The sequence below is a fragment of the Streptomyces sp. Je 1-4 4N24 genome (assembly GCF_026239515.1).
In the GTDB taxonomy this organism is placed as follows: Bacteria; Actinomycetota; Actinomycetes; order Streptomycetales; family Streptomycetaceae; genus Streptomyces; species Streptomyces nigrescens.
Genome location: NZ_CP110836.1, coordinates 3,533,530 through 3,548,152, shown reverse-complemented (window position 1 = coordinate 3,548,152; position 14,623 = coordinate 3,533,530). Strand labels below are relative to the sequence as shown.

Genomic DNA, 14,623 nt, shown 5'->3' with positions numbered 1-14,623 from the left:
CACCGCGCCTCAGCTCTCCGTGCCGTCGTCCGGATGCCCCGGGTCGTCCGTGCGGCGCGCCTCATCGGTGCGGCCCGTGCCGTCCCGGCCGCCGTCCCGCGCACCGCCGCCGGTCGCCTTGCGGGTACGTGAACCGGCGGACGGGCCGCCCGACTTGCTGCCGCGACGCGCGGCCGGCGGGTCGCCCGCCGCCTTCTTCGCGGCCCGCGCACCACCGCCGGACGCGGCCTTGGCGACGGTGGCCCTCTTGGCGGCGGCGGGCCGGCCCCCGGCGGTCTCCGCCGGCGCCGGCGCCGCCCCGGGGGGAGGCGTCGCACCCCCACCACCCGCCACCCCGCCCGGCTCCGGGGCCCCCGGCGCCCCGAACGGCAGCACCCTGACGTCCGGCTTCTGCACCGGCTTCGCCGGGACCGGCTTCTGATGCCCGTCGAGCAGCACCAGCGAGGCCTGGTACACCACGGACAACGCATACGGCGTGTGGTGCAGCATCCCCCAGAGCTTCGAGGTCTCGTCGACGTCCAGCTGGAGCGGTGTGAAGCGCACCTTCTGCGGGGACTCGGCGAGATCGCTGCCCGCCAGATAGGGACGCCGCGCCGCTTCCTCGATCAACTCCTGGGGCAGTACCGGGATTTCGTGCAGGGTGCGCACCACGCTGCCGATCAGCCGCTGCCCGACCAGCTCGGTCTCCTCGCCGTACGCACTGATCAGGAAGTGCAGATCGAGGGCGGCGGCGGGCCGCTTCAGCAGTGTCCCGTCGGAGGCGCGGGTGACCAGGTCGCTGTTGCGCATCGAAGGGTTGTGGCTGACCTGGTAGAGGAAGACCGTGATCGTCGGCTCCGTCGGCGGATCGGACGGCGGCTTACGGGTCTCCACCGAGACGGCCATATCGATCTCGGGGTGCAGGTGGTGCTCGATCAGCAGCGCAAGGGCCTGGGTGACCGTCGCGACGGCGAGTGCGTTGCTCATGAAGCCCTTCCCTGTGGGTGCGGCCCCGGCCGGGTCGTGTGGTGCGTCACCGTCAGTGCGTCCTCTCCCCGCGCGCCAGATAGTCCGCGAGGCTCAGCGTGGGCTCGCGGCGCTCCGTACGCGCCGGCCGGTCCGCTGCGGGCCGCTGCGGACCGGCCGCGTTCACCTCAAGCCGGCCGATCTGTACGTGCACCACCCGCTCGGCGGCCCGCTGCCCGCGCCGCCCGGTGGCCGCGGTCCGGGCGGCGGGACGGGCCGTCGGCGGTTCGTCGGTGCGCGGCCGCAGCGGTGTGACCGGGGCGACGGGAGCGGTGTCGAAGCCCGGCAGGACGAGCGTGGACGCCGTCGGACGTGCGGCCCGGTCGTCGCCCGTCCGCGTCCCCGCCGTCCCCTGGGGACGGACGGCGCCGGGCGGGCCGGGCCGCGGCCCCGGGTCCACTGTGGGGCGTAACAGCCCCTCTGTCGGGTGCAGTTGACGCTCGGCGGGGCCCGGGGCCTCGTCCTGCCGAGGGGCCTCGGTGCGCAGGACGGTCTGCCGCTCGGTGGTCCTGATCTCCCGCTCGTACCGGATCCGCCCCTCCTCGGACCGCGCGGACCGGGGCGCCTGCGGAGCGTGCGGCGCCGGCCCGTCCGGTTCGGCGGAGGGGCCGGACAGCGCCTCGATCCGCTCGAACGGCCCCGGCAGCCGGGGCTGTACGAGGGTGCGCCCGGCCCGGTCCGTACGGCCGCTGTCGGGAAAGGCGCCCCCGGGCGACGGTGCGTACCGCGCCAGCAGCCGGTCGAAGTAGTCAGGCATCTGCGCACAGCTCCAGGTAGTAACGGCGGCGCAGCGGACTCAGCGCCAGGATCTGGGGCTCGCTCCAGCCGTAGGCCGAGGCGAGCAGGTGGACGTCCAGGAGCACATCGCGGGCCCAGACGTCGAGTTCGGTCCACAGGTAGGCGGCGATGTCCAGCTCCGCCGGGGTGGCGGCGCCGCACTCCGGACAGGCGATGTTCAGCACCACCTCGGCGGCCGGGTCCGCCCGCTCGGCCGCCTCGGCGAACCGCTTGAGCACCGCCTCGGGCAGCGCCGACAGCTCCTCGTCCGTGGCCGGCCGCCCGTCCCGCCGCGCCGTACGGGCACAGCGGGCGCCCAGCAGCCGCCGGGCCTCCTCCGCACCGGCCGCCAGGGACGCCACCGCGGTGAGATCGGCGACCGACGGCAACCGGAACACGACCGTCCACTCGCCCTCCGCCACCCGCAGACCGTCCTCGGGCACCCGGGGCCGGGCGCCCAGCCCGGCCGCGTCGAGCTCGAACTCCATCGCCGCCGCGCAGTCCGGGTCGGCGCAGTCGAGCGTGATCTGCATCCGCTCGCCGAACAGCGCCCGGCGCAGCGCGAACAGATCGGCAGCCCGCTCCCCGGGCGGCACCGACAGCAGTGCGCCGGCGCCGGCCCCGGGGCGGGCCGCCCGGTGCAGCAGCAGGGCCCGGTCGCCGCCCTGCTGAGCCAGCCCGGCCTCCCAGGTGGCCAGCAGTTCCGCGGGCCCGGTGACCGTCATTCCTCACCTCGTCCGGTGCAGGTGCCGTGGCGTACCAGCCGGGTGCTGTGTACGCGATGTGCCGTACGGGCCGGGTCAGGCCGGATGGGTGAACGACGGCTCGGTCGGCTCCGGTACCTCGTAGTCCCGCTCCCAGCCCTCGCACTCCAGCTTCAGGCTCTGGATGGCGACGGCGTTGGCGTTGGCGTCCATCTCGCCCAGGACCTGGTACTCGCTCGGCCAGGAGCGGTAGATCTTGTGCGAGACGGCGACCTGACCGGCCTCGTTGAGGACCTGGATCACCAGGTCCTTGCGGAAGTCGGCCAGCGAGACCTCGGCGCCGAGGCCCGCGCCGACCTGCCAGACCTTGTTGGCCCAGCGGTCGAACTCCGGGTCGTGGGTGACACCGCGCTCCAGGGTGATGCCCTCGAACTCGGAGCGGCCCGGGGACTTGCGCGGGGAGCTGGGGTCGCCGCCGTGCCGGTGCTTGACGACCTCGGTGGTGCGCTTCAGCGGGCTGATCTTGCTGATGCCCGCGACCGTACGACCGTCCCACAGGACCAGGAACTTGAAGTTCTTGTACGGGTCGAAGCGATGGGCGTTGATCTGAAACTCAGCCATCGGATTCCTTCACGTCCTCTGCGGTCACGTCCGGTGCCTGCGGGTGGTCAGACGTCGAACTGGCCGGCCATCTGCTGGATCTTGACGATCACGAACTCCGCGGGCTTGACCGGCGCGATGCCGACGACGACGTTGACGATGCCGCGGTCGATGTCCGCTTCGGTCGTGGTGTCCTTGTCGCACTTGACGAAGTACGCCTGGCGCGGGGTGCTGCCCTTGAACGCGCCCTTCTCGAAGAGCGAGTGCAGATACGCCGAGGCGTTGAGCCGGATCTGCTGCCACAGCTGCTCGGTGTTGGGCTCGAAGACCACCCACTGCAGACCGCGCAGCAGGCTCTCCTCCACATGCAGGGCGAGGCGCCGTACGGGCACGTACTTCCACTCGCTGTCCAGCGCGTCCGCGCCTTCGAGGGTGCGGGCGCCCCAGATCACCGGGCCGACCATCGGGAGGGTGCGCAGACAGTTCACCCCGAGCGGGTTGAGCAGGCCGTTCTCCCGGTCCGTCAGCCTGACCGACAGGGAGTGGACGCCGGCCAGCCGGGCCTCGGTGCCGGCCGGTGCCTTCCAGACGCCGCGCTCGCTGTCCGTACGGGCGATGACACCCGCGACGGCGCCGGACGGCGGGAAGGAGCGCAGCCGCCCGGTGAGCGGGTCGGTGAGCTGGAGGTGCGGGAAGTACAGGCCGGAGTGGTTGCTGCGGACGGGGGTGAAGGCGGCGATACCGGCGCGGGCGGCGTCCACACCGCTCCAGGCCGCGGGGGCGTCGACGAGCAGGAAGATCCGCCGCTCCCGGCACAGCCGCCCGGCCGCCGACAGCACCGTGATCATGTCCTCGGCGGACTCGTACGAGGCCAGCTCGGGCAGCGCCAGCAGATTGACGTCCGGGACCTCGCGCAGCGCCTGCAGACCGCTCTTGCGGGCCTCGCTGCCGATCAGGTCCCGCGGTCCGGGCGGCTCGCCGTCCTCGCCGCCGCACAGCGGGAAGACCGGCGGGTTGACGGAGGCCTCCAGGCCCAGGTCATTGGCGCATTCGCCGACGAACCGCACCACGTCGCAGGGGTCGGTGGACCCGGCCACGACCTGGATACGGCGGCCGAACGCGGTGACCTCGGCGCCCGCGAAGGCGTGCTTGCCCGGGGCGTCCGGCAGGGCGCGCAGCTTGTGCTCCAGCAGCAGCGCCAGCTCGGCGACCGTGCACGGCGGCTCCCCGTCGCAGTCCGGGTCGTAGAGGGTGAACTCCCGCTCCACCTCGCCGATCTTCACCGTCAACTCGACTTTCAGATCGGGGAGTTCGCGGTGGAAGGCCTTGGAGACGGTGCCGGAGGGGTCCGGGCGGCCCTCGCCGACGACCCGGACGCGGATCAGCGAGGAGCCCGCGTTGATCACCGTCTCGGCGAAGTGGCCGTGGCCGGCGTCCATGGACAGGCCGGCGAAGGACTCTCGGGCGGTGCCGTGGGCGTCCAGGACCTGGAGGTTGAAGGTCTCGCAGGGGGAGGGGTGGCCCGAAGCGCCCTCGGCGGGGGTGTCGTGGTCGACGGCCACCCGCAGGCCGGAGCCCCAGACGCCCGGCTCCTTGGCGTGCACCTCCAGTACGGGGCACTGACTGTGCCCCTCGGTGGACTCCAGGGTGACCTGGGCCTCCTTGCCGCTGTCGGCCTTGGTGACCCGGACGATCACGGCGACGGTGCCGCCGTTGCCGAAGAACTGGTGGACGGCGTACGCGACCGGGCTCTGCGAGGTCAGACCGCCGAAGCGGCGCTCGAAGTCGGCGAAGCTGGTGATCTGCACCGGCTGGTTGAGCGGTCCGCGCCGGGTGTGGCCGACGAAAGCGGTCACGGATGTGGTGACGGTGGTGATGCTGCGGATGCTGCTGGGAAGCTCTTCGACATAAACGCCGGGATAGGTCGTATGTGTCGGCATTCCCCCTCCAATCCCTTCGGGCACCGAGTGTGAGGACACCAAGAAATCGAGAAAGGGGGAGGGAGAGCGGATGCGGGAGGCCTCGCGGCCGCCCCTGCCCGCGGCCGCACATCCCCCCACTACTCATCAAGTTCCCCCGTCTGCACCCGGTGCAAAGCGATCTGCCGACCGACCTGCACGGGACCAAGCCCGAAGCTTGTGACTCCTGATGCGTAAGTATGCGTAAGTGCTCAACTGCTCAACACAGTGTCCGCAGACGGGAGTTGAAGGGTCAAGAGGCCTTTCCGGACAGCGCCTGCGGAGGTCCTGTGCGCGGGAGTCGCAGCTTCTTCCCAAACGGATTCCCGTGTCACCGGAACCGAAATCACCTGAGACGGGGCGCACGGGGGCGTACCGGGAGGGGATCGCGAACCTTGCGCGACGCCGGAGTGCACGGCGAGTGACAACGGGGTCGGCCCCCGGACGGGGCCCGGGGGTGCCTCCCGCCACATAAGCCCTCGGGACGGAGGAAAACCACCCGACAACATGCGGAAATCTCAGGGAGGCGTAACTTGGCCAAAAGATCTGTGATGGTAATCACCGCTGGAGTGTGATCTGCGATTTAGGGCCTCAGGTCCTGCGGCGATAACCTGCGGGACGGACATGCCGCGTATCCGGTCACCGTGTACGCCTCCCCTGTGACAGCGCCGTCACGTTGCCCTTCGCGGCACGCCCATCGCAGACAACGAACCGCGATCACTACGGCGATTCTGAGAAGACAAGGGACGGACGCGCGTGGACCTGTTCGAGTACCAGGCGAGGGACCTCTTCGCCAAGCACGGTGTACCGGTGCTGGCCGGTGAAGTCATCGACACGCCTGAGGCGGCCCGCGAGGCGACCGAGCGGCTGGGCGGCAAGTCTGTCGTCAAGGCCCAGGTGAAGGTCGGCGGCCGTGGCAAGGCCGGCGGCGTCAAGCTGGCCGGCACCCCGGATGAGGCCGTCGCCCGAGCGACGGACATCCTCGGCATGGACATCAAGGGCCACACGGTCCACAAGGTGATGATCGCCGAGACCGCGCCGGAGATCGTCGAGGAGTACTACGTCTCGTACCTCCTCGACCGCACCAACCGCACCTTCCTGGCCATGGCCTCCGTGGCCGGCGGCATGGACATCGAGGAAGTCGCGGCCACCCGCCCCGACGAGCTCGCCAAGGTCCCGGTCGACGCCAACGAGGGTGTCACCAAGGAGAAGGCCCAGGAGATCGTCGCCCAGGCGAAGTTCCCGGCCGAGGTGGCCGACAAGGTCGCCGACGTGCTGGTGACGCTGTGGAAGACCTTCATCGACGAGGACGCGCTCCTCGTCGAGGTCAACCCCCTGGCCAAGGTCGCCGGCGGCGAGGTCATCGCCCTCGACGGCAAGGTCTCCCTGGACGCCAACGCCGAGTTCCGCCAGCCGGAGCACGAGGCGCTGGAGGACAAGGACGCAGCCAACCCGCTTGAGGCTGCGGCCAAGGCCAAGGGTCTGAACTACGTCAAGCTCGACGGCCAGGTCGGCATCATCGGCAACGGTGCGGGTCTCGTCATGAGCACCCTGGACGTCGTCGCCTACGCCGGCGAGAAGCACGACAACGTCAAGCCCGCCAACTTCCTCGACATCGGTGGCGGCGCCTCCGCCGAGGTCATGGCGAACGGCCTGGAGATCATCCTCGGCGACCCGGACGTCAAGTCCGTGTTCGTCAACGTCTTCGGTGGCATCACCGCCTGTGACGAGGTCGCCAACGGCATCGTCCAGGCCCTTGAGCTGCTCAAGTCCAAGGGCGAGGACGTCAACAAGCCCCTGGTCGTGCGCCTCGACGGCAACAACGCGGAGCTCGGTCGCGAGATCCTGTCGAAGGCCAACCACCCGCTGGTGCAGCGTGTGGACACCATGGACGGCGCGGCCGACAAGGCCGCCGAGCTGGCTGCTAAGTAAAGGACGAGGACACAACAACCATGGCTATCTTCCTGACCAAGGAAAGCAAGGTCATCGTCCAGGGCATGACCGGTGCCACTGGCATGAAGCACACCAAGCTGATGCTCGGTGACGGCACCAACATCGTCGGCGGTGTGAACCCGCGCAAGGCCGGCACGAGCGTCGACTTCGAGGGCACCGAGGTACCCGTCTTCGGCTCCGTCGCCGAGGCGATGGAGAAGACCGGCGCCGACGTGTCCGTGCTCTTCGTGCCGCCGGCTTTCGCCAAGGCCGCCGTCGTCGAGGCGATCGACGCCGAGATCCCGCTCGCCGTCGTGATCACCGAGGGCATCGCGGTCCACGACTCCGCCGCCTTCTGGGCGTACGCGAAGGCCAAGGGCAACAAGACCCGGATCATCGGCCCGAACTGCCCCGGCCTGATCACCCCCGGCCAGTCCAACGCCGGCATCATCCCGGGCGACATCACCAAGCCCGGCCGCATCGGTCTGGTGTCGAAGTCCGGCACGCTGACCTACCAGATGATGTACGAGCTCCGTGACATCGGCTTCTCCTCGGCCGTCGGCATCGGTGGCGACCCGGTCATCGGCACCACGCACATCGACGCCCTGGAGGCGTTCGAGGCCGACCCCGACACCGACCTGATCGTGATGATCGGTGAGATCGGCGGCGACGCCGAGGAGCGTGCGGCCGACTTCATCAAGGCCAACGTCTCCAAGCCGGTCGTTGGCTACGTCGCGGGCTTCACCGCGCCCGAGGGCAAGACCATGGGCCACGCCGGCGCCATCGTCTCCGGCTCCTCCGGCACCGCCCAGGCGAAGAAGGAGGCCCTGGAGGCCGCCGGCGTCAAGGTCGGCAAGACCCCGTCGGAGACCGCGCGGCTGGCCCGCGAGATCCTCGGCGGCTGATTGCGCGACCGGCACCGCCGGACCCGTCCTGCGGCGCACTGCACCGGACGCGGGCCCGCACCCTCCGGGGTGCGGGCCCGCGGTCGTTCCGGGCGGGGCGCGCCCGCGTGCCGCACGCCTCAGCGGAGCTCGGGGGCCAGACGGGCCTCCCTGAGCCGCTTCCGTACGGCCGCGTTCCCCTGCTCCCGCGCCGCGCTTCTGCGCTCCCGTGCCGCGTTCCGCTGCTCCCGGGTGGCCGCGCCATGGTGCCGGGCCGGTGAGGCCCGGGTGTGCGGCGCGGTCGCCAGGGGCCGCTTCGGCGGCGGCGTCGAGTGGTCCGGGGCGAGGGCCATCATCACCAGCGTCACCAGCGCGAACAGCCCGGTCCCCCCGAAGGCCGCCCGGGTGGTCCGCCGGGCGCTGCGCTCGCTGCCGCTCCGTACGTGCTCCGCCGCGCGCGGCGTCACCTCCACCGCGGACAGCGGCCCGGAGAGCCGGTCCCGCAGGATCTCGCCCTGCCGCTCCGGCGGGTGCCCGTCGAGCCCCAGCTCCGGCAGCAGCGCGGCGATCCGCTCGCGCGCATGCGCCAGCCGCCCCGCCGTGGCCGGGGTGCTCGCCTCGATCTCGGCCGCGGTCGCGGCCGGCCCGAGCCCGACCCCGTCGTGCAGCAGCAGCACCCGGCGGTACGGGGCGGGCAGGCTCAGCAGGGCCGCCGGCAGCGCGCCGTCCGACGGCTCGGCGGCCTTCGACGGCTTCCGCGGTCCGCGGGCGGTGCGCAGCCCGGGACACAGCTGGTGCCACGGCGTCAGCGCGTACTCGTACACCGCCGCCCGCACCCACCCCGCCGGATCCGGATCCACCGCGACCTCCGGCCAGCGCTGCCAGGCCAGCCCGAACCCCCGCTCCACGGCCCGCCGGGCGAGCCACGGCCGCCCGGTGAGCAGATAGGCCTGCTGCATCAGCGCCGCCGCGTGCCGGGTGTGGAGATCGTCGAAGGCGGTGGCGGCCTGCTCGCGCTGGGTCATACAGAGCAGTGTGGAAAACCCGCACAACCGGCGCAGCGCGACACGTCGGGCATTTCGCCAGTACATGGCGGAAAGGTGTCTTGTTGGCAGCATGGCGGCGTGAGCCAGTTGATCGAGCGTGGCCCTACGTTGTCCTCGCACGGCCGGACCGCCGCACAGCGCTCCTCCGCGATCGGCGCGGCCTTCCTCGGCGGTGTGACGGCCGCCGGTCTCGGCCTCGGCGCGCTGACGGTCGCCGTGCTCCTGCTCTGGGTCGCCTCCCCCTACCCCGACAGCGGCCCCTCCCGGGCCCTGCATCTCGCCGCCGACCTGTGGCTGCTGGCGCACGGCGGCGACCTCGTACGCACCACCGCCCACTCCGGCGCCCCGGTCGCCGTGACCCCGCTGCTGCTCGCCGTCCTCCCGGTCTGGCTGCTCCACCGGGCCGCCCGCCACGCCCTGGCCACCTCGGTCGACGGTCCGCCCGGCCCGGTCCCGGCCACCGGCCGCGCCGCGGACCCCGCCCGGACGGTCGCCCCGCGCACCCTGCTGGGCGCGCTGCTCACCGGCTATCTGCTGATCGTGGCCGCCGCCTCGCTCTACGCCTCCGACGGACGCCTGCAGGCCGAGCCGCTCAGCGTGCTGCTGTGCGTACCGGCCACCACGGCCGCCACCCTCGCCGGCACGGCCTGGCGTCTCCTCCGTCACCCCGCCACCGAGCTGCTGCCCGCCAAGGTCCTGCAAGCCAGGTCCAGGGCGCCGCGCCGGCTGCGGGCCTTCCTCGGCGGCTCCCCGGTCGCCGCCGCCCGCCGGGGGACCGTCTGCCGGGCCGCCGGCGCCGCCCTCGGCGCACTGCTCGCCGCCGGCGGACTGCTCACCCTGCTCTCGCTCGGCCTGCACGCCGGCCGGGTGCACCACGACCTCCTCCAGCTGGCACCCGACTGGGCGGGCCGCGCCACGGTGCTGCTGCTCTGCCTCGCCCTGCTCCCGAACGCGGCGGTCTGGGGCGCCGCCTACGGCCTGGGGCCGGGTTTCACGGTGGGCGCGGGCAGCACGGTCGCCCCGCTGGGAACCTCGGCGCACCCCGCGCTGCCACAGCTGCCGCTGCTCAGCGGCCTGCCGGACGCCGGTCAGGGAAGCCCGCTGACCTGGGCGGTGGCCGTCGTCCCCGTGGCGGCGGGGGTGCTGCTCGCCCGTCAGGTGGCCCGTTCCGCGACCGCGCCGGGCTCCCCGGGCGCGCCCTGGTCCTGGTGGCCGACGGCATGTGTGGCGGCCCTGGGGGCCGGCGTCTGCGGCGTGCTCATGGCCGCACTCGCGGGCCTCGCCGGCGGCGCCCTGGGCACCGGCGCCCTCGCCGCCTTCGGCCCGAGCTGGTGGTGTACGGGCCTGGCGACCGTGGCCTGGACCGCCCTGACCGGCATCCCGGTCGCGGTCGCGCTCCGGTTCTGGTGGCTGCGCACCCCACGAGGGGAGACCGAGGCGGCCGGGCACGAGGCGGCCGGGCACGAGACGGCCGGGCCCGAGGCGGCCGGGCCCGAGACGGGGGCCACGAAGGGCGGGGGCGGCGATGCGGCGGACGGCGCGACGGGCGACAGCACGACGGGCGACGGCGTCACGGAGAGCGGCGCCCCGCAAAGCGGTGCCGCGCAGACCAGCGCCCCGGAGGACGGCGACGGCCTCAAGAAAGGCGGCCTCAAGAAGGGCGCCGGCCTCAAGAAAGACAGCGACGGTGCGGAGGCGCTGAGCGGTCTCGCCGCCGCCCGGTGCGGTGCGGTGGCGCCCGGTGGGGGCGCGGGGAACGGCGCGACCGGCCACGACGCAGCCGCAGACGCCTGACGGCCCAGCTCGGCCCGCCCCGCGTAGCGCTGCCCCGCGGAGCGCCGCCCCCTACTCCCGCGTGCTCAGCAGCGGCCGCAGCTCCTTGGGGAGCAGGTTCTCGCAGGACTTGCCGGCCGACTGCGTCAGGGCGTCGTTCACGCAGGTGAAGTAGTCGCGGTAGACGATCTGCACAGTGAAGGTCGCGGCCACCATCATCAGTGCCAGCGAAGCGGTCACCAGCCCCGCGATCGCGGAGGTGACCTGCGGCCGGGTGGAGCCGGGCGCGGACGGGGCGCCGCCGGGCCGGTCTCCCCGGTCGGGCTGGGCGCTGGGCGCGGGGCGGCCATCCATGGCGGCGGTGGTCGCCGCGGCGGAGGCCTTCGCGGGGGCCGGCTTGGCCCGCAGCGAGCTGATGCCCCAGTAGATCGCCAGCGCACTCAGCAGCAGGGCGACCTCCGGCAGGCTGAACAGCACGAAGAAGAACGACCACATGCCGGCGAGCAGCGCATAGCGCGCCCGGCGCTGCGCCGGGTCGGTGGGGTCCCAGCGCAGCCCGCCGGGTCCGCCGGGGCCGCCGGAACCACCGGGTCCGCCCTGCTGGCCGTTGCGGCCGCCGGGCCGGTTGCCGAAGCCGCCGCTCTGCCGGCCCGGCTGCCGGGGACTCCACTGGTTGCCCCAGCTGGGCGTCTGCTCGTCCTGCGGCTGCTCCTCGTCGCCGTCGCCGTCGCGGTCCTGGCCGGACCGGTGCGGTGCGGGGTGGCGCGGTCGCCATGCCTGGTCGGGGGTGCCGGCCGGTGGCGGTGCGAAGGGGTTGTCCTGCTCGGTGCCCGGGGTATCCGGGGTGCTGGGCTCCGGCGACGAGGACGACGACTTGCGCTCCCGCGGCAGCAGCACCACCCCGGGGGCGGTGGCGGGCAGAGGGAGCAGGAGGGCCGCGCGGCGGCGTCGGTCCGTCATCTGGAGTGCGTCTTCCCCTTGTCTCGTCCGCGCGCGGACCTCAGCGGCCGGCGCGCGGTTACCACGAACTGCATGCAGTCTTACGCCTGACGCTACCTCCCGTGCCCGCCCCCGTCCCGTGGGGGCCGCGCGGTGTGCCGGTATCGTTGCTGACGGTCGGCGCCTTCGTAGGGTTCCCCGGATCTGCGGTACCCGCAGTCTTGTACGACCACACAAAGCACGCGAGATCGGAAAAGAGCCCCGCCGTGGCTTCCTCCCCACCCCCCGCCCAGCCTGTTCGCCCCGCCCGCATCGTCGCCCTCGTCTCCGGTTCCGGGACGAACCTGCAGGCGCTGCTGGACGCCATCGCCGCGCAGGGCCCGGAGGCGTACGGGGCCGAGATCGTGGCCGTCGGCGCCGACCGGGGCGCCATCGCGGGCCTGGAGCGCGCCGCGTCCGCGGGGCTCCCGACGTTCATCTGCCGGGTCAAGGACTACGACAGCCGTGCGGACTGGGACGCGGCGCTCACCGAGGCGACCGCCGCGTACGAGCCCGATCTGGTGGTCTCGGCCGGCTTCATGAAGATCCTGGGCAAGGAGTTCCTCGCCCGCTTCGGCGGCCGCACCGTCAACACCCACCCGGCGCTGCTGCCGAGCTTTCCCGGTGCCCATGGCGTGCGCGATGCGCTCGCGTACGGCGCGAAGGTCACCGGATGCACCGTCCACTTCGTCGACGACGGTGTCGACACCGGACCGATCATCGCCCAGGGCGTGGTCGAGGTCCGGGACGAGGACGACGAATCCGCGCTGCATGAGCGCATCAAGGAAGTCGAGCGATCGCTGCTCGTCGAGGTCGTGGGGCATCTGGCCCGGCACGGCTACCGCATTGAGGGACGAAAGGTACGTATCTCGTGACCGCCACCGAAGGTACGAAGCGGCCCATCCGCCGCGCGCTGGTCAGCGTCTACGACAAGTCCGGGCTGGAGGAGCTGGCACAGGGTCTGCACGCGGCGGGCGTCCAGCTCGTCTCCACCGGATCGACGGCCGCGAAGATCGCCGCCGCCGGGGTGCCGGTCACCAAGGTCGAGGAGCTGACGGGTTTCCCCGAGTGCCTCGACGGCCGGGTCAAGACCCTGCACCCGAAGGTGCACGCCGGCATCCTGGCCGACCTCCGCCTGGAGGACCACCGGCAGCAGCTGTCCGACCTCGGGGTCGAGCCCTTCGACCTGGTGATCGTCAACCTCTACCCGTTCCGGGAGACCGTCGCCTCCGGCGCCACCCCCGACGAGTGTGTGGAGCAGATCGACATCGGCGGCCCCTCGATGGTCCGCGCCGCCGCCAAGAACCACCCGTCGGTCGCCATCGTCGTCAACCCCGCCCGTTACGGGGACGTCCTCAAGGCCGTCGCCGACGGCGGCTTCGGACTGGCCGAGCGCAAGCGGCTGGCCGCGGAGGCCTTCCAGCACACCGCGGCGTACGACGTGGCCGTCGCCTCCTGGTTCGTGGACGGCTATGCGGATGACGCGCCGTTCCCCGAGTTCCTCGGCGCCACCTACTCCCGCAAGAACGTCCTGCGTTACGGCGAGAACCCGCACCAGGGCGCCGCGCTGTACGTGGACGGCAGCGGCGGGCTCGCGGAGGCCGAGCAGCTGCACGGCAAGGAGATGTCGTACAACAACTACACGGACACCGACGCCGCGCGCCGGGCCGCGTACGACCACACCGAGCCCTGTGTCGCGATCATCAAGCACGCCAACCCCTGCGGTATCGCGGTCGCCGCGGATGTCGCCGAGGCGCACCGCAAGGCGCACGCCTGTGACCCGCTCTCCGCCTTCGGCGGCGTCATCGCCGTCAACCGCCCGGTCTCCGTGGCGATGGCCGAGCAGGTCGCCGACATCTTCACCGAGGTCATCGTGGCCCCCGGCTACGAGGACGGCGCGGTCGAGATCCTCGCCCGCAAGAAGAACATCCGCGTGCTGCGCTGCCCCGAAGCGCCGTCGAACCCCGTAGAGGTCAAGCCCGTTGACGGCGGCGCGCTGCTGCAGGTCACCGACCGGCTCCAGGCCGAGGGCGACGACCCGGCCAACTGGACGCTGGCCACCGGCCAGGCGCTGTCCGCCACCGAGCTCGCCGAGCTGGCCTTCGCCTGGAAGGCCTGCCGCGCGGTCAAGTCCAACGCGATCCTGCTCGCCAAGGACGGTGCCTCGGTCGGCGTCGGCATGGGCCAGGTCAACCGCGTCGACTCCGCGAAGCTCGCGGTCGAGCGGGCGGGCGAGGAGCGCGCGCAGGGTGCGTACGCCGCCTCGGACGCGTTCTTCCCGTTCCCGGACGGCCTGGAGATCCTGACGGCCGCCGGCATCAAGGCCGTGGTCCAGCCCGGCGGTTCGGTCCGTGACGAGCTGGTCGTCGAGGCCGCGAAGAAGGCGGGCGTGACGATGTACTTCACGGGCACCCGCCACTTCTTCCACTGATCACGTGAACGCTGGTCGGCTGACCGCGTAGCGGTGTGATCGCGTCAAACGGTGAGGCGCCTGCCCCGGTCGTCCGGGACAGGCGCCTCAGCGGTGTGGTGCGGCTCAGAAGTTGAGCCACTTCACGGAGCGGATGGGCGTCGGGGCGCGGAAGTTGCCCTTGGCCCCGTTGCGCAGGTTGAAGTGCCCGCCCCTGTAGTTGAACTTGGTGTAGGCCCGCACGTCGTCGTGGTAGCCCGCCTTGCCGTTGTTGATGTACGAGCGGAACCTCTGGGTGTTGCAGCGCCGCGACCCCCAGTGCGGGAAGTTGTCGGCACGGGAGCACCGGTCGCCGGTGAAGTTCCTGCCGGTGTAGAAGCAGATGTTGCCCTTGTGGCAGGGCTTTGCGGCGACGGTCTCCGTGCCGGACGGTGCTGCCGCCGCGGCCGGCACCGTGGCGAGAGTGCCGAGTGCGACCACCGCGGTCGCCCCCATCATTGCGATCTTGCGGATCATGACTGTGGTTCCCTCCGTTGTCTGCCACCCCCGTGATGGC

General features: G+C 72.4%; 13 protein-coding genes. 5 read left to right on the top strand and 8 right to left on the bottom strand.

Going from position 1 to position 14,623, the window contains the following annotated elements; all coding sequences use genetic code 11:
• Positions 1-9 precede the first annotated feature (9 nt).
• The 5 genes from SLV14N_RS15170 to SLV14N_RS15150 form a co-directional block, all read right to left on the bottom strand.
• Positions 10-966, bottom strand: coding sequence for a DUF4255 domain-containing protein (locus SLV14N_RS15170; RefSeq protein WP_263269640.1), 957 nt, complete (start codon positions 964-966; stop codon positions 10-12).
• A 52-nt stretch (positions 967-1,018) separates the two neighbouring features.
• The gene (locus SLV14N_RS15165) at positions 1,019-1,762 is read right to left on the bottom strand and encodes a hypothetical protein (RefSeq protein ID WP_263269639.1); all 744 of its coding nucleotides are present in this window, start codon (positions 1,760-1,762) and stop codon (positions 1,019-1,021) included.
• The gene (locus tag SLV14N_RS15160) at positions 1,755-2,507 is read right to left on the bottom strand and encodes a hypothetical protein (protein ID WP_263269638.1); all 753 of its coding nucleotides are present in this window, start codon (positions 2,505-2,507) and stop codon (positions 1,755-1,757) included. The genes SLV14N_RS15165 and SLV14N_RS15160 overlap by 8 nt, the downstream gene beginning before the upstream one ends.
• Positions 2,508-2,582: 75 nt before the next feature.
• The gene (locus SLV14N_RS15155; RefSeq protein WP_018089559.1) at positions 2,583-3,107 is read right to left on the bottom strand and encodes a phage tail protein; all 525 of its coding nucleotides are present in this window, start codon (positions 3,105-3,107) and stop codon (positions 2,583-2,585) included.
• A gap of 47 nt (positions 3,108-3,154) precedes the next feature.
• Positions 3,155-5,026, bottom strand: coding sequence for a phage tail sheath C-terminal domain-containing protein (locus tag SLV14N_RS15150; RefSeq protein WP_263269636.1), 1,872 nt, complete (start codon positions 5,024-5,026; stop codon positions 3,155-3,157).
• A 774-nt stretch (positions 5,027-5,800) separates the two neighbouring features.
• On the opposite strand from SLV14N_RS15150, the gene sucC reads away from it, so the two are divergent.
• Together sucC and sucD are read left to right on the top strand one after the other, a co-directional pair.
• Positions 5,801-6,976, top strand: a complete 1,176-nt coding sequence (gene sucC, locus SLV14N_RS15145) for an ADP-forming succinate--CoA ligase subunit beta (protein WP_208681362.1) — start codon at positions 5,801-5,803, stop codon at positions 6,974-6,976.
• Between the two features lie 20 nt (positions 6,977-6,996).
• Positions 6,997-7,881, top strand: coding sequence for a succinate--CoA ligase subunit alpha (sucD, locus tag SLV14N_RS15140; RefSeq protein WP_127152651.1), 885 nt, complete (start codon positions 6,997-6,999; stop codon positions 7,879-7,881).
• A gap of 119 nt (positions 7,882-8,000) precedes the next feature.
• Here the strand turns inward: sucD and SLV14N_RS15135 are convergent, their stop codons facing one another.
• Complete coding sequence (locus SLV14N_RS15135; RefSeq protein ID WP_263269635.1) at positions 8,001-8,885, bottom strand: hypothetical protein; 885 nt, start codon at positions 8,883-8,885, stop codon at positions 8,001-8,003.
• Between the two features lie 99 nt (positions 8,886-8,984).
• Here SLV14N_RS15135 and SLV14N_RS15130 point away from each other — a divergent pair, with 99 nt between their 5' ends.
• Complete coding sequence (locus SLV14N_RS15130; protein ID WP_263269634.1) at positions 8,985-10,700, top strand: DUF6350 family protein; 1,716 nt, start codon at positions 8,985-8,987, stop codon at positions 10,698-10,700.
• A 51-nt stretch (positions 10,701-10,751) separates the two neighbouring features.
• Here SLV14N_RS15130 and SLV14N_RS15125 read toward each other — a convergent pair whose 3' ends face one another.
• Entirely contained in the window at positions 10,752-11,639 is an 888-nt protein-coding gene (locus SLV14N_RS15125) for a hypothetical protein (RefSeq protein ID WP_263269633.1), read from the bottom strand.
• A gap of 245 nt (positions 11,640-11,884) precedes the next feature.
• Between SLV14N_RS15125 and purN the strand changes: the two genes are divergently transcribed.
• Together purN and purH are read left to right on the top strand one after the other, a co-directional pair.
• Positions 11,885-12,532, top strand: a complete 648-nt coding sequence (gene purN, locus SLV14N_RS15120) for a phosphoribosylglycinamide formyltransferase (RefSeq protein ID WP_093637092.1) — start codon at positions 11,885-11,887, stop codon at positions 12,530-12,532.
• A complete protein-coding gene (purH, locus tag SLV14N_RS15115) occupies positions 12,529-14,088 on the top strand; it encodes a bifunctional phosphoribosylaminoimidazolecarboxamide formyltransferase/IMP cyclohydrolase (protein WP_208681359.1) in 1,560 nt (519 codons plus the stop codon). Before purN ends, purH begins: the two co-directional genes overlap by 4 nt.
• Positions 14,089-14,193: 105 nt before the next feature.
• Here purH and SLV14N_RS15110 read toward each other — a convergent pair whose 3' ends face one another.
• On the bottom strand, positions 14,194-14,583 hold the full coding sequence (locus SLV14N_RS15110) for a peptidase inhibitor family I36 protein (protein WP_208681358.1): 390 nt from the start codon (positions 14,581-14,583) through the stop codon (positions 14,194-14,196).
• Positions 14,584-14,623: the final 40 nt, after the last annotated feature.

Bases quoted from the DNA above. Each gene is read 5' to 3' on its own strand.
- SLV14N_RS15170 (WP_263269640.1), bottom strand. From the start codon at position 966: ATGAGCAACGCACTCGCCGTCGCGACGGTCACCCAGGCCCTTGCGCTG.
- SLV14N_RS15165 (WP_263269639.1), bottom strand. From the start codon at position 1,762: ATGCCTGACTACTTCGACCGGCTGCTGGCGCGGTACGCACCGTCGCCC.
- SLV14N_RS15160 (WP_263269638.1), bottom strand. From the start codon at position 2,507: ATGACGGTCACCGGGCCCGCGGAACTGCTGGCCACCTGGGAGGCCGGG.
- SLV14N_RS15155 (WP_018089559.1), bottom strand. From the start codon at position 3,107: ATGGCTGAGTTTCAGATCAACGCCCATCGCTTCGACCCGTACAAGAAC.
- SLV14N_RS15150 (WP_263269636.1), bottom strand. From the start codon at position 5,026: ATGCCGACACATACGACCTATCCCGGCGTTTATGTCGAAGAGCTTCCC.
- sucD (WP_127152651.1), top strand. From the start codon at position 6,997: ATGGCTATCTTCCTGACCAAGGAAAGCAAGGTCATCGTCCAGGGCATG.
- SLV14N_RS15135 (WP_263269635.1), bottom strand. From the start codon at position 8,885: ATGACCCAGCGCGAGCAGGCCGCCACCGCCTTCGACGATCTCCACACC.
- SLV14N_RS15125 (WP_263269633.1), bottom strand. From the start codon at position 11,639: ATGACGGACCGACGCCGCCGCGCGGCCCTCCTGCTCCCTCTGCCCGCC.
- SLV14N_RS15110 (WP_208681358.1), bottom strand. From the start codon at position 14,583: ATGATCCGCAAGATCGCAATGATGGGGGCGACCGCGGTGGTCGCACTC.